Origin of the sequence: Leisingera sp. ANG-M7 (assembly GCF_000813965.1) — a bacterium.
GTDB lineage: Bacteria > Pseudomonadota > Alphaproteobacteria > Rhodobacterales > Rhodobacteraceae > Leisingera.
Genome location: NZ_JWLI01000025.1, coordinates 29435 through 50761, shown reverse-complemented (window position 1 = coordinate 50761; position 21327 = coordinate 29435). Strand labels below are relative to the sequence as shown.

Annotated in this window: 17 protein-coding genes; 11 read left to right on the top strand and 6 right to left on the bottom strand. The window is 65.6% G+C overall.

The window, feature by feature from the left end; translation table 11 throughout:
- Position 1: 1 nt before the first annotated feature.
- From RA26_RS20470 to RA26_RS20460, 3 genes are read left to right on the top strand one after another with little or no spacing between them, the layout of a single operon-like run.
- Entirely contained in the window at positions 2 to 379 is a 378-nt protein-coding gene (locus tag RA26_RS20470; RefSeq protein ID WP_039187010.1) for an ExbD/TolR family protein, read from the top strand.
- 10 nt (positions 380 to 389) lie between these two features.
- The gene (locus RA26_RS20465) at positions 390 to 773 is read left to right on the top strand and encodes an ExbD/TolR family protein (RefSeq protein WP_039187009.1); all 384 of its coding nucleotides are present in this window, start codon (positions 390 to 392) and stop codon (positions 771 to 773) included.
- Positions 770 to 1591, top strand: coding sequence for an energy transducer TonB (locus RA26_RS20460; protein ID WP_039187008.1), 822 nt, complete (start codon positions 770 to 772; stop codon positions 1589 to 1591). Before RA26_RS20465 ends, RA26_RS20460 begins: the two co-directional genes overlap by 4 nt.
- Before the next feature lie 5 nt (positions 1592 to 1596).
- Here the strand turns inward: RA26_RS20460 and RA26_RS20455 are convergent, their stop codons facing one another.
- Both RA26_RS20455 and RA26_RS20450 read right to left on the bottom strand, forming a co-directional pair.
- Positions 1597 to 2001: an OsmC family protein gene (locus RA26_RS20455; RefSeq protein WP_039187007.1), complete on the bottom strand. Its 405-nt coding sequence runs from the start codon at positions 1999 to 2001 to the stop codon at positions 1597 to 1599.
- 56 nt (positions 2002 to 2057) lie between these two features.
- Positions 2058 to 3341: a replication initiation protein gene (locus RA26_RS20450; RefSeq protein WP_039187006.1), complete on the bottom strand. Its 1284-nt coding sequence runs from the start codon at positions 3339 to 3341 to the stop codon at positions 2058 to 2060.
- A 592-nt stretch (positions 3342 to 3933) separates the two neighbouring features.
- Here RA26_RS20450 and RA26_RS20445 point away from each other — a divergent pair.
- Entirely contained in the window at positions 3934 to 5358 is a 1425-nt protein-coding gene (locus tag RA26_RS20445) for an AAA family ATPase (protein ID WP_039187005.1), read from the top strand.
- Complete coding sequence (locus RA26_RS20440) at positions 5336 to 6430, top strand: ParB/RepB/Spo0J family partition protein (RefSeq protein ID WP_039187004.1); 1095 nt, start codon at positions 5336 to 5338, stop codon at positions 6428 to 6430. Before RA26_RS20445 ends, RA26_RS20440 begins: the two co-directional genes overlap by 23 nt.
- A gap of 448 nt (positions 6431 to 6878) precedes the next feature.
- Here RA26_RS20440 and RA26_RS20435 read toward each other — a convergent pair whose 3' ends face one another.
- From RA26_RS20435 to RA26_RS20425, 3 genes are all read right to left on the bottom strand, one after another.
- Positions 6879 to 7826: a carbohydrate kinase family protein gene (locus RA26_RS20435; protein WP_039187003.1), complete on the bottom strand. Its 948-nt coding sequence runs from the start codon at positions 7824 to 7826 to the stop codon at positions 6879 to 6881.
- Positions 7823 to 8503: a D-lyxose/D-mannose family sugar isomerase gene (locus RA26_RS20430; protein ID WP_039187116.1), complete on the bottom strand. Its 681-nt coding sequence runs from the start codon at positions 8501 to 8503 to the stop codon at positions 7823 to 7825. The genes RA26_RS20435 and RA26_RS20430 overlap by 4 nt, the downstream gene beginning before the upstream one ends.
- A gap of 128 nt (positions 8504 to 8631) precedes the next feature.
- A complete protein-coding gene (locus tag RA26_RS20425) occupies positions 8632 to 9519 on the bottom strand; it encodes a LysR substrate-binding domain-containing protein (RefSeq protein WP_039187002.1) in 888 nt (295 codons plus the stop codon).
- 105 nt (positions 9520 to 9624) lie between these two features.
- Between RA26_RS20425 and RA26_RS20420 the strand changes: the two genes are divergently transcribed.
- The 6 genes from RA26_RS20420 to tcuA are packed head-to-tail and all read left to right on the top strand — an operon-like array spanning position 9625 to position 20431.
- Positions 9625 to 11172: a trimethylamine methyltransferase family protein gene (locus RA26_RS20420; RefSeq protein WP_039187001.1), complete on the top strand. Its 1548-nt coding sequence runs from the start codon at positions 9625 to 9627 to the stop codon at positions 11170 to 11172.
- Positions 11169 to 12458, top strand: a complete 1290-nt coding sequence (locus RA26_RS20415) for an aspartate aminotransferase family protein (RefSeq protein WP_039187000.1) — start codon at positions 11169 to 11171, stop codon at positions 12456 to 12458. The genes RA26_RS20420 and RA26_RS20415 overlap by 4 nt, the downstream gene beginning before the upstream one ends.
- Positions 12455 to 14860: a GcvT family protein gene (locus tag RA26_RS20410; protein ID WP_039186999.1), complete on the top strand. Its 2406-nt coding sequence runs from the start codon at positions 12455 to 12457 to the stop codon at positions 14858 to 14860. Before RA26_RS20415 ends, RA26_RS20410 begins: the two co-directional genes overlap by 4 nt.
- Entirely contained in the window at positions 14853 to 17264 is a 2412-nt protein-coding gene (locus RA26_RS20405; protein ID WP_039186998.1) for a GcvT family protein, read from the top strand. Before RA26_RS20410 ends, RA26_RS20405 begins: the two co-directional genes overlap by 8 nt.
- Before the next feature lie 4 nt (positions 17265 to 17268).
- Complete coding sequence (locus tag RA26_RS20400) at positions 17269 to 18951, top strand: thiamine pyrophosphate-binding protein (RefSeq protein WP_039186996.1); 1683 nt, start codon at positions 17269 to 17271, stop codon at positions 18949 to 18951.
- Positions 18952 to 18955: 4 nt separating this feature from the next.
- Positions 18956 to 20431, top strand: coding sequence for an FAD-dependent tricarballylate dehydrogenase TcuA (gene tcuA, locus RA26_RS20395; RefSeq protein WP_039186995.1), 1476 nt, complete (start codon positions 18956 to 18958; stop codon positions 20429 to 20431).
- Positions 20432 to 20441: 10 nt separating this feature from the next.
- Here the strand turns inward: tcuA and RA26_RS20390 are convergent, their stop codons facing one another.
- Positions 20442 to 21326 (bottom strand): HAD-IIA family hydrolase, encoded by an 885-nt coding sequence (locus tag RA26_RS20390; protein WP_039186994.1) that lies wholly within the window; start codon positions 21324 to 21326, stop codon positions 20442 to 20444.
- Between the last annotated feature and the right edge of the window lies 1 nt (position 21327).

Here is a 21327-nt window from a genome sequence, read left to right as displayed (position 1 = left end):
TATGCAGCTCGCCCCCGCCCCGCGCCCCCGGCGCAAACCCAGCCTGACGCCGATGATCGACGTGGTGTTCCTGCTCCTGGTGTTCTTCATGCTGGCCTCACGCTTTGGCATGGATACGGTGCTGCAACTGCCGCTGGCCGGACAGGGCGGCACCTACGACGGTCCGCCGCGCCTGATCGGCGTCGGCCCCGGCAACCTGGATGTGAACGGCGTGCCGGTGGCAGAGGCGAACCTAGCCCAGGCGCTGGCGCCCCTGATGAAATCCCCCGCCGACATGCTGATCCTGCGCGGGCGCGACGGTGCCAGGCTGCAGCGCATCACCGACATCACCGCGCTGCTGCAGCAGGCGGGCCTCAGCAACGTCGTACTGGTGGAATGAGGCAGCGCCCATGGACCTGAGCGATCCCCCGAAACGCCCCCGCGCCGAATCCATCGTGCCGATGATCAACGTGGTGTTCCTGCTGCTGATCTTCTTCCTGATGACCTCGCGCCTGGCGCAGCCCGACCCGTTTGACGTGACCCCGCCCGAGGCCGCCTCCGAGGCCGCGCCAGAGGCCCAGCCGGTGCTTTACATCAGCGCCGAGGGCCGGATGTTTTTCGACGGAGCCGAGGGAGATGCTGCCCTCACCCGCCTCGCCGCTGCCAGCGCGGACAGCCCGCAAATCCAGCTGCGCGCCGACGCACGGCTGGAAGCCAAGGCCCTGGCCCGCATCCTGCGCCAGCTGGCGGAAGCGGGCCTGGCCCGCGCCGAACTGGTGGTGCGCCAGCCATGAAGCGCACCACTGAGTTCACCGTCTTTGCGGGCCTCGCGGGCCTTATCCACATTGCGCTCTTTGCCAGCGCGCCGGAAACGGGCGCGCAATCCAGCGGCGCAGGCGGCGAGGCGCTGGTCTCACTGCAGCCCGCCAGCGCCGAGGTCGCCCGCATGGCCGAGGCTTGGCAGAAACCGCCCGAAGCCCCGCAGATCGAAACACAGAAAGCAGAGCCCCTGCCGCAGGTCCAGGCCCCTGCCTTGCCGCAAATCGACTTGGCCCAGGCGCCGCGCGCCGCGCTGCTGGCCCCGCTTGCCCAGCCCGCTGCGGCCCAGCCGGTGCAGGTCGACACCGCCCCGGCGCCGCCGCCAAAGCCGCGCAAACCAGCGCCAAAGCCGGAACCGCAGGCCAAGCCACAACAGACACCGCCGCCCAAGGCCAATTCCAACCGCAATGCGGCCGGACAGGCCGGACAGCGCGCCGCGGGTGCCGGCGGCGGCGCCGAGGCGGGCCAATCCGGCGGCGCCCGGACCGCCACCGCCGACCCGGGCCGCGAGGCCAAACTGCGCACCGTCTGGGGCAACAAGATCCGCGCCCGCATCGAACGGCGCAAGCGCTACCCCTCCGGTGCCAGAGGCCGGGCTCAGGTGGTACTTCGCCTGACGGTTGCCCGCGACGGCCGGCTGCTGGACCACCGCATCGCCAAATCCTCAGGAATTGCCGCGTTTGATCAGGCCGCGCTGGACGCCGTCGCCCGCGCCGGAAAATTCCCGCCCGCCCCGAAAAAGCTGCAGGCTGTCCAAATCCGCCTCAGCCTGCCCGTCAGCTTCACCAAGTAGCGCCGTCAGCCCTCGTCCAGCCTCACCGTCACCACGCTGTTCATCGAGTTGCTGACGGTGCAGGCGGACTTGACCTGCGCCACGATCTGCCCGGCCAGCGCCGCATCATCCGAAAGCCTGCAAATCACGGTCACCTCTGCCGTTTCCAGCCGCCCCGGCAGTTCCGGCGCTCCAACCCCGGCTACCCGCACCTGAAACGGCGGCAGCTGCAGCTTTTGCCGGCCGGCCGTCCATTCCAGCGACCTCACGATACAGGCGCCAAGCGCGGCCAGCATCGTCTCCACGGGGGAGCCTGCAGGCGGGTACGGGCTACTGTCCGCACCGGCGCTGCTTGCATAGCGCAGCGCAGCGCCGCCATCAAAGATCACGAACACCGGGCCATAGCGCTTGGGTTTGACTTTCAGGGCCACGCTCGCCTCCCTTTCCCTTCTGCACGCCACACCCGATCACCCCCGGAAAACAGGCTCTAAACAGGCAGATCCTCAAAGGCGCCCGGAACCAGCTCCTCCCAGAACGCGGCCATTTCCGCCGCCAGCAGCGCCGCCGCCCAGCCGCGGTTGCGGAATTCCTCACGGTCGATCTCATCTTCCAGGCGGCTCAGGAACAGCCGCTTGTCCGCATCCCTCTGGGTGGGTGAGCGCCCCCCCGCCAGCTCCCGGATCCGCTCCAGCTTCTGCGCCCGCAGGGAGCGCTTCCGCGCCTTGGCCGCATCCTCTGCCGCGGCGGCCCGCGCCGCCTCGGCCTCCGCCGCCTTGCGCGCCTCTGCCGCCGCCATCACCTCCGGCGGGACCTCCCTGACCGCTTCCGCAGGCCCGGACTTATAATCATCACGCAGGGCCGCACTCAGATAGCGCACCGGGCTGTCGACCCCCTTCTGCCCCTTCAGATAACCGACCTTCTCGGCGACATAATCCTCGCCATGCTCGGCAATCCACTGCCGCGCCAGCCGGTCGCTGACGCCCAGGTCCATCAGCTGGCCATAGACAGCCCCCTGACGGACCCCAGCGCCATCGTCGATATCCAGCATTGCCAGCTGCGGGTTCTCCTTGATCCGGAACCGCACCTCCGCCACCTGCCGCCCCATCTTCTTGAACTCCGGCGTCAGCAGGATGTTGGAGGTCTTGTTCACCTCCGCCACCGCCGGCTTGATAATCTTGGCATTGAGATGCTTGAAACTCTCGTAATAGGCGCTGCCATCCACCCCCATCAGGCGGCGGAACAGTGCAATGTCCCACCAGCCGGTCGAACCGGTCCGCACAAAGCGGTAGCAGTTCTCATAAAGCGCCAGCGCATGACCGGAGGTGAACCGCCGCTGGATGTTCAGATTGATCAGGGCAAAGACCTTGGGGTCGTGCAGCTTCTCCGCCAGCGCGGGGCTATAGGCATACTCGCAGACCCCGCCGGACAGCTTAGCATAGGAAAGCAACGAGCTGACTCCCCACTCCTGCCGCCCCTGCTCATCCAGCATGTCCCATTCCGCCACCGTCTCCGCCAGGGACCGCAGCGACTGTTTCAGCGTCTCCATGTCGTTGGAGTTATAGCCCACCATCAGGCACAGCGTCTGTGCGTCGATCTGGTGCTTGGGCTTGGTCACCAACGCGTCATAGGCATTGAGCAACAGCACATTCGACAGCTTGCGCTGCAGCAGTGTCAGCTTGCCGGAGACATGGATGGCGGCCACGTTCTTCTTCACTGAGCCCCGGCGCAGGGGGCCTGTCAGCTTGCTGTGCGGGATGTTGTCAGCGTCCATCGCCCTGCCCTTTTGCGCCCGCTCCGGTCTTTGCGACTCTCCGGGTTCTGCTCTCAGGGGTACTATGGCGGAAAAGGCACCCGCGCTCAATCCTGCTTTGGGCACCCTTTTACGGGAGAGGACCATCCCGCAAACGGGTACCTTTAGGCGGGGCATACGGAATTTCCCGCAAATCAGCCCCCCAAACCCCGCGTTCCGGGCTATTCTGGCCCCCGAAACCGCCCGTTTTGGCCGTCCTGAGTCGCAGGTGCCTGTCCTCCTGCGAATCGGGCCCCTTGTTCCTGCAGACGGGTACCAATGCTCCTGGAAACGGGTTCCTTCGGTACTGGAAACAGGTCCCAAAACATATCTAACTATCTGATTAACATACACTTATTGACCGCAAAGACTCTAAACTGAATCAAAGATTCACAACATTTCAACTTGTTTGTGCCATAGTCAATATTGGGGGAAAGAGTCATATATTCCGCGGGATACGGACGGCAGCGGAAAACAGATGCGCTGCCAGATAATGATTCACCTTCTGCCCAGGATGTGCGACAAAAACCGGGATAACACGCCGAACAGGCGATCTACCCGAGGCAAACGGCACATGGCAAAGAAACCTGACACCCCCCTGCCCCCCTATTTCAACCTGGATCCGGAGGCAGCAGCGGCCAAGCTTGGCGAACTGGTGGACACCGCCAGATTTGCCAAGGCCGCCGCCTTTGCGGGCCGCGGACGCGACGATCTGGCCAAGCGCGGCTACGCCCCCGACGGCCGCAAGCGGCTGCGCAAGTTCTCCACTTGGGAGATCACCCGCTACCTGATCCCGGTCGCGCCCGCCCACCTGCGCCGGGTCCTGAACAAACACCCCGATCTGCCCCAGGGCGAGGGCGCCAGCGGCTCCAAATGGTTCACGCTGGAGGAGGTGCTGAAGCTGCGCGACCATTTCGCCTCCGAAGGTATCGCCACCAAGGAATACCGCCCCTACCGCCCCGAAGGCCTGCCCGCCAAGGTCGTCGCCGTGGCGAACTTCAAGGGCGGCGTCGGCAAGACCTCCACTGCCGCCCATCTGGCGATGTCCGCCGCACTCGACGGCTACAAGGTGCTGGTGGTCGATCTCGACAGCCAGGGCTCCATGACCTCGATCCTCGGCGGCCAGGTGGCCGATGAATGGCAGACCGTTTTCCCCCTTCTTGCCCGCGACTACGCCGAGGCGGTGGAGGCCGAGAACAAGGTCCGCGTAGCCTCTGGATTAGACTCTATTCCGCTGGATGAGACTCTGACCGAGGCCCGGGAGGTTTCGCTGCGAAACGTGGTGCAGAAAACCCACTGGCCCAACATCGACCTCATCGGCGCCCAGCTGAATCTCTACTGGGCGGAGTTTCAGATCCCGGTCTGGCGCATGGGGCTGCGCAATTGGGCGCTGTGGGACGCGCTGACCAACGCGCTGGAGGCGGGTGGCGCGCTCGATGAATATGACATCGTGCTGCTGGATACCCCCCCTGCCCTCGGCTATCTCACGATCAACGCGCTGGCCGCCGCTGACATCCTGATGGTGCCGCTGGGCGCGTCGTTCCTGGAGTTCGATTCGACGGGCCGTTTCTTTGACATGCTCTATTCCACCTTCGCCTCTATCGAGGACGGCGAAAACGCCGGCCGCCGCCGCGCCGGGCTGCCGGAGATGAAGTTCGAATGGGACGTGGTCCGCGCCCTGATCACCCGCTTTGACGCCAGCCAGCAAAGCGACCTGGCCAATGTGATCCAGGCCTATTTCGGCGACATGATGAACGCCTACCGCCAGGACTACACCGCCCTGGTCGGCCAGGCCGGCGAAAGCGTGTCCGGCATCTACGAGGCGGACTACCGCAACTTCAACCGCGAGACCTATGTGCGCGGCCGCGAGGTGTTCGACCGGACCTATGCGGAATTCAAGGAGCTTCTGATCGGCAGCTGGTGGCGCGATCAGCAGATGGAGCAGGCACAACAGACCCAGAAAGAGGACAGAGCAGATGGCACGCCGCAGACAGCTTGAGACCCCCTCGCCCGAGGCGCTGAAGGAAATCGAGGCCGGCATCGACCGCGACCTGGCCCGCGGCCCCGGCGGCCTGCGGCCGCCAATCGCCGATGTGGTGGCCGACGCCGCCCGCCACGCCAGCCCGCTGCCCCAGGCTGACCGCGAGGCGGCGGCGCGGGACAAGGTTGACGCCGAACGGTTGCGCGCCGCCGAGGGCAAGGGCCTGGTGGCGGTGGAACTGCCGCTGGAAGAGATCACCGCCGACGCCCTCAACCGCGACCGCATCGTGCTGGACGAGGACGAAATGCAGGAGCTGATGGCCTCGATCTCCGCCAGCGGATTGCGCCTGCCGATCGAGGTCTTCGAGCCGCTGAACCCGGAGGATGCGGGTAAATACGCGCTGGTGTCCGGCTACCGCCGCTTGACCGCGGTCCGCCGCCTGAATGCCATCAGCGGCGGCGAACGGTTCCAGACCATCCCCGCCTTCATCCGAGAGCCCGGCAGCATCGCCAATGCGCTGGTTTCGATGATCGAGGAGAACGAGATCCGCTCCGGCCTCAGCCAGTATGAGCGCGGCCGGGCGGCTGCCTCGGCGGTGCATGACGGCATCTTCCAGAATGTCGACGACGCGGTGGCGGTGCTGTTCCAGCACGCCTCCCGCGCCAAGCGCTCCAAGATCCGCTCCTTCGCGCTGATCCACGAGGAGCTGGGCGACATGCTGGCCTATGCCACCGGCCTAAATGAGCGCCAGTGCCTGCGCCTGGCCGCAGCCCTGCGAACCGGCACGGCTGAGGTGATGCGCGCAGCGCTGGAGGCGGCAGGCGCGCGCTCCGCGGCAGAGGAATGGGACGCGCTGCTGCAATTTGTGGAACAGGCCGAAGGCGCGCCGCAGGACCCCGCCCGCGGCGGCCGTCCCAAGACCGCGCAGAAGGTCGAGAAGAGCCGCCGCACCCGGCTGGCCAACGGCATCTCCATTGAACGCGAACACGGCCCCAATGGCTATGCCATCCGCTTTCACGGCAACAACGTCACCTCGGACCTGGTCGATGCGGTGATGGAAAACGTCCGCCACCTTTTGGAACAGACCTGAGCGGGCTGGGGCCGCATCAGAGGTTTCGCAGCGAAACCCCGGCTGAAAGGCCGGGGTTTTTCGTTGCCTGGAACACAGGGGAAATGACGCCAGGGAGGGGGACGTTTCGCTGCGAAACATCCGGGCGTCCTTAGGGCAGGGCAGCGGGACCTCCCCAGTGCGGGCACGGAGTTTCAGCCTGTCCGCGCGGATCCATTCGTCATATGTTTCGCAGCGAAACCTTAACCAGTCGCACTGTCCTTGTGCGCGGACCGGCCAGCGGCATGCGCCATTAAACCGGTTTCGAAACGTGCCGCCAGCACTTCGCGTTGCTTAGGTTTCGCTGCGAAACATCCCCGGTTCCTCCGGTTGCCTGCGGGCGTGCCGGCCCTTCCGTTTCAGGCCGCCGAAGGCCACATGTTCCGGGTAACAGGCTGAAAAGGTGTTGATTTGCCGTCTCAGACTTGGGTCAAAGGTCCAGCTCATGCTGCCAGGGCGGATTGGCGCCGGTGCGCGAAACGGTGACGGCGGCAACCGCTGCACCATGGCGTAGGGCGGCCTCTGCGGCCTCTGGCGCCAGGCTCCGGGCCGCCTGTTTGCAGGCTTGCCCGTCCGGCGCAAGCGCCGCCAGGAAGCCTGCGTTGAAGCTGTCGCCGGCGCCCACGGTGTCGCCTGCGCCTGATGCCGCAGCAGGGGCAGGGCGGGCAGGCACCTGCACAATGTCCCCGCCGGGCAGCAGCGCCGCGGCGCCCTTGCTGCCGCGGGTCAGCAGCACCACCGGCGGCCCCATGGCTTGGATCCGGGCCAGCTTTTCCGTGGCGGGTTCCGCGCCCGGCAACAGCCAGCCCAGGTCGTCCTCCGACAGTTTGACGATGTCGCTGACCGTAAGCATCCTGTCCAGGCGGCGGCGGTAGCGGGTCTCGCCGGTAATGAACGCGGGGCGGATGTTGGGATCGAGCATCACCAGCCGTTCTGCGTGGGACTGCAGCGCCAGTGCCTCAAAGGCTTCAGCTGCGGGTTCGCAAGCCAGCGAGATGCCGCCGAAGAACAGCACGGCAGCTTCCGGCCCCGGCTGCGGCAGCTCCTGGGGCGTCAGCATCCGGCCTGCGGTGTTCTCGTCATAGAAGGCATAGCGCGCCTCGCCATGCTCCAGCGTCACGAAGGTCAGCGTCGAGGGGCGGGCGCTGATGACGCAGCCCGCGGTGCTGACATGGCTGGCTTCCAGCGCTTCCTGCAGCGTCTGCCCGAACATGTCCGACGACAGGCCGGCGGCCAGGCCGCAGGGCACGCCGAGGCGGCCAAGCGCGATGGCGGTGTTGAACACCGCGCCGCCGGGGCAGGGGGTAAAGCAGGCGCTGCCATCCGCGGCCGTTGCAGGCAGCATGTCGATCAGTGCTTCGCCGCAGCAGAGGATCATCTGAGCCAGGTCCCGTAGTCCGAGACCAGCAGATGCAGCGGCGGCTCGTCCTCCTCGATCTGCGAAAACCGTCCGATGTCCATTTCGAAGACATTGTCGGTGGTGTCGTCGTTGACGGTGGAGACCTCACCGATCAGCACGTCGCCGCCTTCGCCCCAGAAGGCATGCCAGACGCCGGGCAGCAGGGTGACGCTTTCGCCGGGCGCCAGCGCCAGACGGCCGCCCGGGGGCAGGGTTCGGATCTGTCCGTCGCAGGGCACGGATACTTCGCTGTGGCGGCAGATGCGGCCATCGGGGGCGCTGGCGAACAGCTCCAGCACCAGGGTGGCGCCGCCGCGGTTGATGATGTCCTCAGCCTTCAGGATGTGGCGGTGCATCGGCGACAGCTGGTCCCTGCGGCTGATCAGCAGCTTTTCGGCGTAGAGCATGCCGGAGCCGGCGGCCAGGTCCTCCTTGAGGCCGTTGCGCAGGGTGAACAGGAACAGGCCCAACTCCTCAAATCGGCCCTGGCCGTAGTCGGTGACATCCCAGCCCAGCCCGCGGGCGGCGATCATCGCGTGGTCCCGCACCGCCATTTCGGCGGGCGGCCAGAAGGCGAAGGGCGGCAGGTGCACGTTGAAGGCGCTGAGGAAGGCGGCGCCTTCGCGGATCAGGTCATTGACGGCAGAGCGTTTCATGGCGTGGCCTTTGTCAGCTGGGGCAGGGGCACGGCCAAAGCCGTTCTCTTGCGCCCGCATCAAACACGCTGACGGCCCCATGGCGCAACCCTGAACGGAGGCCGGGGCACTTGGCGAAACTGCTGTCATCAGCGGCCAGGATCAATCCGGGTGCTTTGGGCTGTCAGCCAGCCGATGGCGGCCCGGGTTTGCCGGCGCGCCTGGTTGCCTTTGCGCGCGTCCAGGAAATACCCGTGGGTTGGCGTGATGTCCTCGTTGAACAGGCGCACCACTCTGCCTTCGGCCAGATCCTGGTCAATCAGCGGCAGCCATCCGACAATCACCCCCTGGCCTTCCGCAGCGCCGCGCAGCAGAACATTGGCGTCTTCAAACACCGGCCCGCGCAAGGTGCCCGGAACCCGCACGCCCATGGCCGAGAACCAATCCAGCCAGCCCCAATGGTTCCGCTGATGCAGCAGCGGCAGCTGCAGCAGGTCTGCGGGCGTTTCCACCGGGCCAAAGCGGGTGAGGAAATCCTCTGACGCAATCGCCACCGGGCTGAGTTCAAGCAGTTTGACGGCGCCTTCGGGCATTTCTGACATGCGTTCCCAGCTGATCACGATATCCACGTTTTCGCGGTCCTGCGCGCCGGGCTGATACGTCGGCACCACCTCCAGCCCGGTTCCCGGATGCTGTTCCCAGAAATTGCTGATCCGCGGCATCAGCCAGCGGGCGGTGAAAATGGGGCCGGCAGCAATGCGCACGGTCTTGCGCGTGGTGCGCCGGAGCGCGCGGACCGTATCTTCAAGCATGCCAAAGGCCTGAACCGCCGTTTCTGCCAGCCGCTGCCCGTCTTCCGTCAGCACCACATCGCGCCCGGAGCGTTTGAACAGCTTGGTGCTGAGCTGCTCCTCGAGGCCGCGGATGTGGTGGCTGATCGCGGTGGGGGTCACGGACAGATGCTCCGCCGCGGCGCGGAAGCTGCCGGTTCGAGCGGCGGCTTCGAAGGCGCGCAGGGCGGAGAGCGACGGCAGCATGCGGAATCCATAGATGAGTACAACTCATTAGTTGCTGAGCAATGACCATTTGTAAATGGGAACTTCAAGGGCCACCGTTTTAAAGAAGTTAGCTGGACTCATGAAATGGCGGCATCCGGAAAACGAAGGCGCGGGCGCAAGGAACGGCTCCTTGAAGCGGACGAAGCTGGCAGCGTCAGGCCGGTGTGGCCCGGCGTTGAAGGCGGGCGGCTGAGACCGCTTGCGCCGGAGGAGGTTGCGCTGGTTGAAGAGACCGCGCTGTCGCTTCTGGAAACGCTGGGGCTGAGCCAGGCCATTCCGTCCATGACCGGCAAGGTGTGCGCCGCGGGCGGGCAGCTGACCGAGGGCCGCAGGCTGCTGTTTCCGCGGGCGCTGGTGCACTGGGCCGTGGAGGGCGCGCAGAAGGCATTCACGCTGTGCGGCCAGGAGCCGGAAAACGATCTGCAGATCAGTGGCGCGCGGGTCCATATGTCGACCGGCGGGGCGGCACCGGGGGTGTTTGACCTCGACACCGGGGCCTACCGCGACTCGACGCTGGCGGATCTCTATGACGCGGCGCGGATTGTCGACCGGATGGAGAACATCCATCATTTCAGCCGCTCGGTGGTGGCGCGAGACATCGAGGGCAGCGCGGTGATGGATTTGAACACCGCCTATGCCTGCCTGATGGGCACCTCAAAACATGTCTCAATCTCGATCAGCGCGCCAGAAAACGTGCGGCCAATCGCGGACCTTTGCTATCAAATCGCCGGCGGTGAGGCCGCATTCCGGGCGCGGCCCTTTCTGACTGTGATGGTTTGCCACGTGGTGCCGCCGATGCGCTTTGCCGAGGAGGCCTGCGAGGTGCTGGAGGCCGCGATCAGGGCAGGGTTTCCGGTGCAGCTGATCAGCGCAGGACAGGCCGGGGCGACCAGCCCCGCCACAGTTGCCGGATCGCTGGTGCAGGCGGTTGCCGAAACATTGGCCGGGCTGGTCTTTGCCCGGCTGGTGGACCCGGAGGCCAAGGCGATCTTTGCCCCCAAGCCGCTGGTTGCCGATCTGCGCACTGGGGCGATGTGCGGCGGCGGCGGCGAGCAGGCAATCCTGATGGCCGGCGCGGCGCAGATGGGGCGGCATTTCGGCTTGCCGGTTTCCTCTATCGCGGGGATCACCGATGCCAAATGCCTGGATGCGCAATATGGCGCTGAGAAATCGCTGGCCGTGGCGATGGCCGCCCATGCAGGGTCTAACATTGTGACCCAGGCGGCGGGCATGCAGGCAAGTCTGCTGGGCGTCAGCCATGCGGCCTATGTCAGCGACAACGACCTGCTGGGCAACATCCTGCGGACGATCCGCGGGGTCGAAGCCACGCCGGAAAACATTGCCGCCGATGTGATCGCCCAGGTGTGCCGCGGCGACGGCCACTATCTGGGGCAGCAGCACACGTTTGAGCGTATGAAGTCAGACTACTTCTATCCGCATATCGGCGACCGCCGGTCCCCGCGCGAATGGCAGGAGGCTGGCGCCCGGCCGGTGGGCGAGGCGGCGCGGGACACAGCCCATGAAATTCTGTGGGCGCATTTCCCTCAGCATGTCAGCGATGAGACCGACCGCGCGCTGCGCGCGGCATTTGATATCCGGCTTTCCCGTGAACAGATTGGCAGGCCCGCATGAGCAACAGTGAATTGAGCAGCCGCGCCCGGGCGGCGCTGCCGGGCGGAGTCAGCCACGAGCTGCGCTACCGCGCGCCGCACCCCATCTATATCGAACGCGCCGCAGGTGCTGAGAAATGGGACGCGGAGGGGCGCCGCTACATTGATTTCAAGATGGGATCGGCCAGCCAGATGCTGGGCCACGGCCACCCCGCGGTTGTCGAGGCGCTGCAGCGGCAGGCCGACAAAGCGATTTTCAGCGCCGATTGCCACGCGGCCGAGACCGAATGGGCGGAATGGGTCAACCGGCTGTTTCCCTGCGCCGAGCGCACCCGTTTCACCGCCTCTGGCAGCGAAGCGACGATGCTGGCGATGCGGCTGGGCCGGGCCTGGTCCGGCAGGGACAAGGTGCTGCGGGTCGACGGCCATTACCACGGCTGGCACGACCACGACCTGAAAGGGGCCAAGGCAGGCAGTCTGCAAGCTGCGTCGCTGGGGGTGCCCGATGCGGTCACGGGCCTGGTCGAGGTCTGTGCTGCCGATCCGGGGACGATGCAGGCGGCCCTGCAGGACAGCAGCATCGGCACCGTGATTATTGAGGCGTCCGGGGCCAATTATGGCTCTGTGCCGCTGCCTGTGGACACTTTGCGTGCCCTGCATGATGCAGCCCGGACTGCCGGTGCGGTGCTGATCTTTGACGAGATCATCACCGGCCTGCGCTGGTCGCCCGGCGGGCGGCAGGCGCGCGACGGCATCGTGCCGGACCTGACGACGCTGGCCAAGGTGGTGACCGGCGGCCTGCCGGGCGGTGCCGTCTGCGGCCGGGCGGAGATCATGGAACTGATGAACAACGCCGCCACGCGGGACGGGCTGTCGCCGCCGGTCAGCCACAAGGGGACCTTCAACGGCTCCCCGCTGATTGCCGCGGCGGCCTGCGCTGCGATGCCTCTGCTGGCCACCGGAGAGGTGCAGGCGCAGGCCGATGCCATGGCAGAGCGCCTGCGCGGTGGTCTGAATGCGGGGTTGGCGCGGCACGGCATCACGGGATGCGCCTATGGAGAGAGTTCAACCTGCCATCTGCTGTTTGGCGCAGCAGACCCAGAAGGGCTGAGCCCGGCTGAAATCCGCAGCGTACCGCCTGCCTTGTTGGCCGGCCTGCGCGGCGGCCTGCTGGCGCGCGGCGTGGATCTGATGAGCCATACCTCCTGCGTGACCTCCGCGGCGCATACCCCGGAGCTGATAGACGAGGCGCTGGACGCCTTTGATGCGGTGTTTGCCGCGCTTGTTCATGACGGAGTGCTGCAATGACCCTGCCATCCCGCGCCCGCACTGTGATCGTCGGAGGCGGTGTCATCGGCTGCTCCATCGCCTATCACTTGGCCCGAGAGGGGCGGACCGACATCGTGGTGCTGGAGCGTTCCAAGCTGACCAGCGGCACCACCTGGCACGCGGCGGGGCTGGTGCGCCGGCTGCGGCCCTCGGCAACGCTGACCAGGCTGATCAACTATTCGATAGACCTGTATGGCGCGCTGGAGGTTGAGACCGGTCAGGCGACCGGCTGGATCCAGACCGGGTCGCTGACGCTGGCGACCAATCCGGACCGGCTGACCAATATCAAGCGGCAAGTGTCGCTGGGACGCGCCTTTGGTCTGGAGGCCGAGGTGGTGGATGCCGCCCGCGCCAAGGAGCTGTGGCCGCTGATTGAAACGGGCGATGTGATCGGTGCGGTCTGGTCGCCAGCGGACGGGCGGGTGAACCCCTCGGACGTGGCGCTGGCGCTGTCCAAGGGTGCGCGGGCGCGGGGGGTGCAGATCTTTGAGGATACCGCCGTTACGGGCCTGCAGAAGAAGGGCGGCAGGATCTCCGGTGTTGCGGTAGGTGAGCATCTGATCGAGGCGGAGGAAGTGGTGATCGCTTGCGGCCTCTGGTCCCGCGAGGTTGCGGCGTTGGCGGGGGCGCACATGCCGCTCTACGCCTGCGAGCATTTCTACATCCTGACCAAGCCGTTGCAGGAGGTGCAGGCGCTTGGCAAGGGCGCGCATCTGCCGACATTGAACGATCAGGACGCGTTTCTATACGCCCGTGACGATGTCGAGGGGCTGCTGGTCGGCTGTTTCGAGCCCCACGCCAAAGGCTTGCCTCTGGACCGGCTGCCCAAGGATTTCTCCTTCGACCTCTTGGACGAGGACTGGGACCACTTCATGCCGATGATGGAAAACGCCCTGCACCGCATCCCAGCACTGGAAAAAGCCGAGGTGCGGATGCTGCTCAATGGTCCCGAAAGCTTCACCCTCGACAGCCAGTTCATGCTGGGGGAAAGCCCGGAGGTGCCGGGGCTGTTCCTGATGGGCGGCATGAATTCCACCGGCATCGCGCTGGCGGGCGGGGCAGGGCGCGCGATGGCGGAGTGGATCATTGCGGGCGAGCCAACGATGGAGCTGAACGAGGCCGATATCCGCCGCTTCAGCCCGGAAATGAACGTGCTGGGCGCGCTGGAGGCCCGCATACCGGAGGTGCTGGGCCGCCACTATGACAATCCCTATCCGGGCCGGTGGATGGAGACCGCCCGCGGTCAGCGGCGCACTCCCATTCACGCGGGTCTGGTTGCCGCCGGTGCAAGGTTTGAAAGCCGCGGCGGCTGGGAGCGGGCGGTGCATTTCGGCGGCGAGGCCGCGCATCTGCCGCTGACCTTCGGGGTGCCTGCCTGGCGGGATCAGGTGGGCCGAGAGGTGGAAGCCTGCCGCAACGGCGCCGCCATTCTGGACCAGAGCGCCTTTGGCAAGATTTGGGTGCAGGGGCCGGACGCCTGTGCCTTCCTCAACCATCTCTGCGCAGCGCAGATGGATATCGCTGAGGGCCGCATCGCCTATAGCCAGATCCTGAACCGCAAGGGCGGCATCGAAAGCGATGTCACGGTGCAGCGGCACGGGCCGGAGACCTATCTGCTGATCGCGGGTGCCGGGGAAGTGGTGCGCGACATGAAGCGGATGCGGGAAACCAAGGGGGATTTCTGCGTGGAGTTCACCGATGTGACCAGCGGTTATGCAATCCTTGGCCTGGCGGGCGCGCAGGCTCGCGACGTGCTGAAGGCGACCACCAACAGCCCTGTGCCGGACCTGAAACGCTTTCAGTTTGGCCCTGTCGAGATTGGCCTTGCGCGCGGCTGGGCCGGGCGGCTCAGTTTCACCGGTGAGGAGGGCTATGAGCTTTACATCCCCGCTGACATGGCGATGGCGGCCTATGAGGCGCTAGTGGCAGCGGGCGCAAGCCACGCCGGGCTTTATGCCAGCGGTTCGCTGCGGATCGAAAGCGGCTTCCGGGCCTTTGGCCACGAACTGGGCCCCGGCACCACGCCGCAGGAGGCAGGGCTTGGGGCATTCTGCGCCTTTGGCACCGGGTTCGCGGGCGAGAAGGGCTTGAAGGACCATACCCCGGAGCGCCGGATCGTCTCGATCCTGTTCGACGACCCGGAGGCGGTCCCGATCCATGATGAGCCGGTTTACTACGGCGGCCAAGTTGCGGGCCAGATCACCTCCGCGGCCTGGAGCTACTGCTATGGGCGGTCTGTTGCGCTGGCGATGATTGATGCGCCGCTGGATCAGCTTGCCTGCAACACAGTTGTTTCCGGCTTCGAGGTCGAAATCGCCTGCACCCGCTATGGCGCCAAGGCGTCACTGAAATCCGCCAAAGAGGCGTTTGCCGATGACTGACATCCCCCGCACCACGCAGGCCGCCATCATCGGCGGCGGCATCATGGGCGTGGCTGCCCAGTTCCAGCTGGCAGAGAACGGCTGGACCGACACGATCCTGTTTGAGAAGGCCGAGCTGACCTCCGGCTCCACCTGGCACGCGGCGGGGCAGATCACCCATGCAGTGGGCAGCCGGCTGATGGGATGGATCAATAAGACCTCGATTGAGACCTACAAGAAGGTCGAGCAGGAAACCGGCCAGAGCATCGGCTGGCATGAGGTCGGCGGCTTCCGCATTGCGACCACTGATGACGAGGTTGACTGGATGAAGTCGATCATGGGCGTCGGTAAGCTGCTGGACCTGCCAATGGAGCTGGTTGGCCCCGAGGAGGTCGCCCGCGTGAATCCTTTCTACAGGGTGGATGATTTAAAGGCGGCGGTACAGACCTTTGAGGACGGCCATATCGACCCTTCCTCGGTGACCATGGCATTGGCCGCCGCCACCCGCGCGCGCGGCGCCAGGATAGAGCGCCGCAATCAAGTATTGGGCGCCTCCCGCAAGGGGGATATGTGGCTGTTGCGCACGGAAAAAGGCGACGTTCTGGCCGAACATGTGGTGATTGCAGCAGGGTCTTATGCCAATCAGGTGGGGGAATGGTTCGGGTTGAAAATCCCGTCTGTCAGCTGCCTGCATCATTATCTGGTGACCGACACTGTACCGGAGTTTCTGGACCGTCCTGAACTGCCGGTGATGCGTGACAATGCCTATGGCGGCTATATCCGGCAGGAGCAGAAATCGGGCCTCATTGGCATCTACGAAGGCCACACTTGCCCCACTGTCTGGGAGATGCCGCAGGGCGCGCCCTGGGCTGCGGAGAATGAGCTGTTTGAGGCCGATTATGACTCCATCGGCGATTTTCTGATGGTGGCGTTTGAGAAGATGCCGGTGCTGGCAGACCTCGGCATCAAGCGCGTGGTACGCGGGGCAATCACCCATACGCCGGATGGCGGTATGCTTGTGGGGCCGTCAGGCGCGCCGAATGTCTGGCTGTCCTGCGGCTCCTCCATCGGGCTTGCCTGGGGCGGCGGTGCGGGCAAGGTGCTGGCCGACTGGATGGTGCATGGCGAGACCCAGATCAACACGCGCGGCCTTGATCCGCGCCGCTATGGCAATTTTTCCACTGATCAATTCATTGTTGAGCGCACCAAGGATGAGTTCATGCGCCGCCATGACACCCCGTGCCCCGGTAAGCAGTTCGAGAGCTTGCGGCCGCTGAAGCGTCACCCGTTGTATGACAGGCTGGCCGCCAAGGGTGCGGTTTTCGGTGAGGTCGCTGGCTGGGAGCGGCCCAGGTACTTCGGAAGCTTTGGCGAGGTGGAGCAAATTGGCTGGGGCCATCAGCCTTGGCACGCCAACGCGATGGCGGAGGCCAGGTCAACGCGAACGGCGGCGGGTGTCATCGACCTCTGCGCCTTTGCCCAGTTTGAGATCACCGGTAAGGATGCCGGCGCGTTGCTGGACCGGTTGTCGGCCAACAGGATTCCGGCCCGTGACAGACGGATGAGCCTCAACCACCTGCTGACAGAGAAAGGCCGGTTCGAGACCGAGATCACCATCTGGCGCATCGCTGAGGACCGCTATTTCACGGGCTCCCCCATCGCCCGCGCCAATCCGGACTTTGACTGGATCAAGTCGCATACCCGCGACGGCGAAGACGTGCAAATGATCAACCGCACCCACGACTGGGGCATGCTGGCGCTCTCCGGCCCGGCCTCGCGCCGGATCCTGGCGGAGCTGACGGATGCGAACCTTTCGAACCGGGCGTTCCCCTGGCTGTCGGGGCAGGAGATCACGGTGGCGGGCATCCCCTGCTATGCGCTGCGCGTTTCCTTCGTGGGCGAGCTTGGCTGGGAACTGCACGCGCCGCTGGAGCGTATCGGCGAACTATACGACGCGCTTTTTGAGGCCGGAGAAAAACACGGGTTGGCCGACCTTGGCTCCTATGCCTTCAACGGGATGCGGATGGAGAAGGCCTATCGTGCCTCCGGCGAGCTGACCACCGACGCGGGCCCGCTGGATGTGGGTCTGGAGCGGTTTGTGGTGGCCGAGGGCCGGGAGTTTCTGGGCAAGGAAGCCTTGCTGGGCCGCGCTCCGGGATGGGAGCTGTTTTATGCGGAACTTCATGCGGACGGCGTCGACATCCACGGCGGCGAACCGGTGCTGCTGGATGGTCAACCGGTCGGGCTCACCACCTCCGGCGGCTATGGTTACGCGGTTGGCAAGTCGCTGGGCTGGCTGTTTGTCCGCAAGGGCACGCCGCGTGAAGGGCTGACCGTGCAGATCCTGAACCGGGAATTCGCCGTCACCATCCATGATGAAGCAGTTTTTGACCCGCAGAACCTGCGGCCCCGTTCCGAGGATTGAGACCATGACCACAATCAACACCAAGATCACCGGAGGCGAGGCCGTCTACCGCGTATTGAAGGCCAATGGCATCGACACCGTGTTCGGCCTGCTGGGCGGGTCGATGCTGGAGTTGTACGACGCGATGTATCAGGGCGGGGAGATCGCCTATGTCGGTGCCCGGGATGAGCGCGCGGCGGGCCACATGGCCGATGCCTGGGCGCGGATGACCGGCACGCCCGGAGTGGTGCTGGGGGCGCAGGCGGGGCCGGGGGTCGTCAACATCGTCACCGCCGTGGCCGAGGCGCAGCTGGCCTATTCGCCGCTGGTGGTAATTGCCGGAGCCATCACCCGGGCTGACCATGCCAAGGACACCTTTCAGGAGGTGGATCAGGTGGCGCTGTTTGCGCCGATCTCCAAACGCTCGGTCATGGTCACCGATCCTGCGCGCCTGGCGCCGATGATGGAAGACGCGATCCGGCTCGCCAATTCAGGCCGCCGCGGGCCGGTGGTTCTGCATGTGCCGCGCGACCTGTTTGCAGCAGAAGTTGCGGCCGTTGATCCCAAGCCGGTGAACATCGCCCGCCCGGGGCCTGCGGCGCCGGACGACATCAGCGCCATCGCGGCCATGCTCTCTGCTGCAAAACGCCCGGTGATCTTTGCGGGCGGCGGGTTCAAATGGGGCAGGGGGCGTGCGGCACTGACCGCCCTGGCCGAGACGCTGGAGGTGCCGGTGGTGGCCTCGACCGGCCATGCCGACGTGATGCGCCATGGCCATCCGTGGTTTGCAGGCCAGGCCGGGCCGCGCGGCAACCACGTAGCCAGCCGCCTGACCAGGGAAGCCGATGTGATGGTGGTGCTGGGTGCGCGGCTGGGTTTCAACTCCACCTTTCACAGCAATGATTACGTCGGCGCGGAGACCCGCATCGCCCATGTGGACATAGACGGCTTTGCCGTGGGCCGCTATTTCCCGGCGGAGATCGCGGTGCAGGCCGATGCCCGGCTGACGGCCGAAGCCTTGGCCGCAGCGGCATCGAAACCGGCGGCGGATGAATGGCGCGTTGCCTTCAAGGCGGACATGGCTGACCTTGCCGCTGAACGCAACGAGGAAGCGCGGATCGCCACCCTGCCGATGCACCCGCGCCGGGCGCTGGCAGAGATCCGCGCTGCGCTGCCGGAGAACGCCATCGTTACGCTCGACACCGGCAACACCTGCCTGCAGGCAGCCGACCGGCTGGCGCATTGCGAGCCGATTAGCCTGATCACTCCGCTGGATTTCGGCCTGGTCGGCTTTGGCCTGGCGGCGGCCATCGGCGCGAAGGCCGCGGCACCGGATCGCCCGGTTGTGGCCGTGATGGGCGATGGTGCCGTTGGTTACACGATGATCGAGATCCAGACCGCCATTCAGCACAAGCTGCCGGTGGTGATCGTGGTGCTCGACAACGAGGCCTGGGGCGCCGAGAAAGCCTATCAGCAGGAATTTTACGGCGGCCGCCTGCTGGGCTCGGAGATCGCCTCGCCGCGCTATGACAAATTTGCGGAACTGTGCGGGGGCAGGGGCATCTGGGTGGATGGTCCCGGTGAAATGGGTCCGGCGCTGGAGGCGGCACTGGCCAGCAATGAAACCACAATTATTCAAGGCAAGATTGATCCGGGTGCGCTGATGACGCTGCGCAAGGATCTGTTCAAGGCACCGCAGGAGGACTGAAACCATGACCACCTGGGACACGATCGTCATCGGCGCGGGCAATGCGGCCTTTTGCGCCGCCCACGCCGCGCGGGAAAAGGGGGCAAGCGTGCTGATGCTGGAATGCGCGCCCGAGGCGGAAAACGGCGGCAACTCCCGCTATACCGCAGGCGCCATCCGCTTTGCCTATGACGGGGTGGAGGACATCCGCGCGTTGTGCCCGGACCTGAGTGAAGAGCAGATCGCCATCACTGATTTCGGCACCTACACGCAGGAGCAGTTCTTTGACGACATGTTCCGCGTTACCCGTTTCCGCACAGATCCAGCCTTGTGCGAACGGCTGGTGACCACTTCGCGCGAGACCATGCATTGGATGCGCGGCAAGGGCATCCGCTTCATGCCGATCTACGGGCGGCAGGCGTTCAAGGTCGATGGCCGATTCAAATTCTGGGGCGGGCTAACGCTTGAGGCCTGGGGCGGCGGCCCCGGCCTGGTGGATGCCCACACCAGAATTGCCAAAGAGGCCGGTGTCGAGATCCGCTATGAAACCCGGGCCGTGGAAATTTTGACAGACGGCCACGCCGTCACCGGCGTCAAGGTTCGCCACAGAGGGGAGCTTCAGGATTTGCGCGCGAAATCCGTGGTGATTGCTTCGGGCGGCTTTCAGGCCAGCCCGGAAATGCGCACCCGTTACCTCGGCCCCGGGTGGGAGATGGCCCGGGTGCGCGGCTCCCGCTTCAACACCGGCGAAGGGATCAAGATGGCGATGGCGGCGGGCGCCTCCACCTATGGCAACTGGTCGGGCTGCCACGCGGTCGGCTGGGACTACAACGCGCCGGAGTTCGGCGATCTGGATGTGGGCGACGGCTTTCAGAAGCATTCCTATCCTTGGGGGGTGATGGTGAACGCCACGGGGCACCGGTTTGTCGACGAGGGCGCGGATTTCCGCAACTACACCTATGCCAAATACGGCCGGGTGATCCTGAACCAGCCGGATCAGTTCGCCTGGCAGGTTTTCGATGCCAAGGTCACCCATCTGCTGCGCGACGAATACCGCATCAAGCGGGTGACCAAGGTGACCGCCCCGACGCTGGAGGAGCTTGCGGAAAAGCTGGAGGGAGTCGACCCGCAGGGCTTTCTAGAGGAAATCCGTGCTTACAATGCAGCGGTGGACACCGGCACGCCGTTTGATCCGAACATCAAGGATGGCCGCGGGACACGGGGGCTGGCGGTGCCGAAGTCCAATTGGGCCAACACCATCGACGAAGGCCCGTTCGAAGCCTATCAGGTGGGGTGCGGCATCACCTTCACCTTCGGCGGCCTCCGGATTGACCCGGACAGCGCGCAGGTGCTGGACAATGACCTGGCGCCGATCCCCGGCCTGTTTGCGGCGGGCGAACTGGTCGGCGGGGTGTTCTATTTCAACTATCCTGGCGGGACCGGCCTGATCAGCGGATCCGTCTTCGGCCGGCTGGCGGGGGCGCATGCCTTTGGCGGATAGGCGGCAGCGGTCAAATGCGCGGCAGCCAGAAGTCCGGCCAGATTCCCGAGGCCGCGATGAACTGTTGCGGTTCCTGCCCGGCAAGCACCCCGTCGCGGGTGACTAGGACTGTCTGCCAGCCAGCGGCGGAGGCGCCCAGGATGTCGGTGTGCAGCGTGTCGCCGCACATCACGAAGCGGTCCGGCCTTAGGTCCGCCAGCGTCTGCGCCGCCAGAGCGTAAACTTCGGGGTAGGGTTTGCCGAAGAAGCGTACATCCGTTTGTCCCTGATCCGCCAGCTGGTGGCCGTAGAAGCCGGGTTCCAGCGACAGCCCGCCGCTGCGCGGTGCCACCAGATCTGCGTTGGCGATCACCACCGGGCGGGGTGACTGCTGCAGGCTGGCGCTCAGCATGGCCTGTTTGCCTGCGTTCCAATCTGCGCTCGAAAGGAACAGAAAACCATCGGCGCGATCATACGCGGCGGCGTCGCGGTCCAACCGCAAGGCCGGGGCGGGGATGTCTTCCAGCCTGTCGTCCGGGACTGCGATGACCCCCCACAGGCGGTTGTCCAGCGATTTCAGGGCGGCGTCTCGGCTGGTTATGATTTCGCCGGGTGCAATCTCAATGCCCAGGGCGCGGAACTTCTCCACGGTCTGCGCCTTGCCGTTGCTGGCTGCATTGGACAGGATGCGGATGGCGCAGCCTGCGGTGCGCAGCTGCCGCAACCGCGCTGCCGCGCCGGGGATCGGTTCGGTGCCGACGTTCAGCACGCCAAAGGCATCAAAGACAAAGGCCTCTGCCTGATCCTGCAGTTCCAGCAGCGATGCGATGGCCGTGGTGCCCGGTGTGGTCCGGTTTTCCGGCAGCCGGGCGCGCAGGTCCTCATAGCGGGCAAAGACGCTGTGAACGGTCTGCATT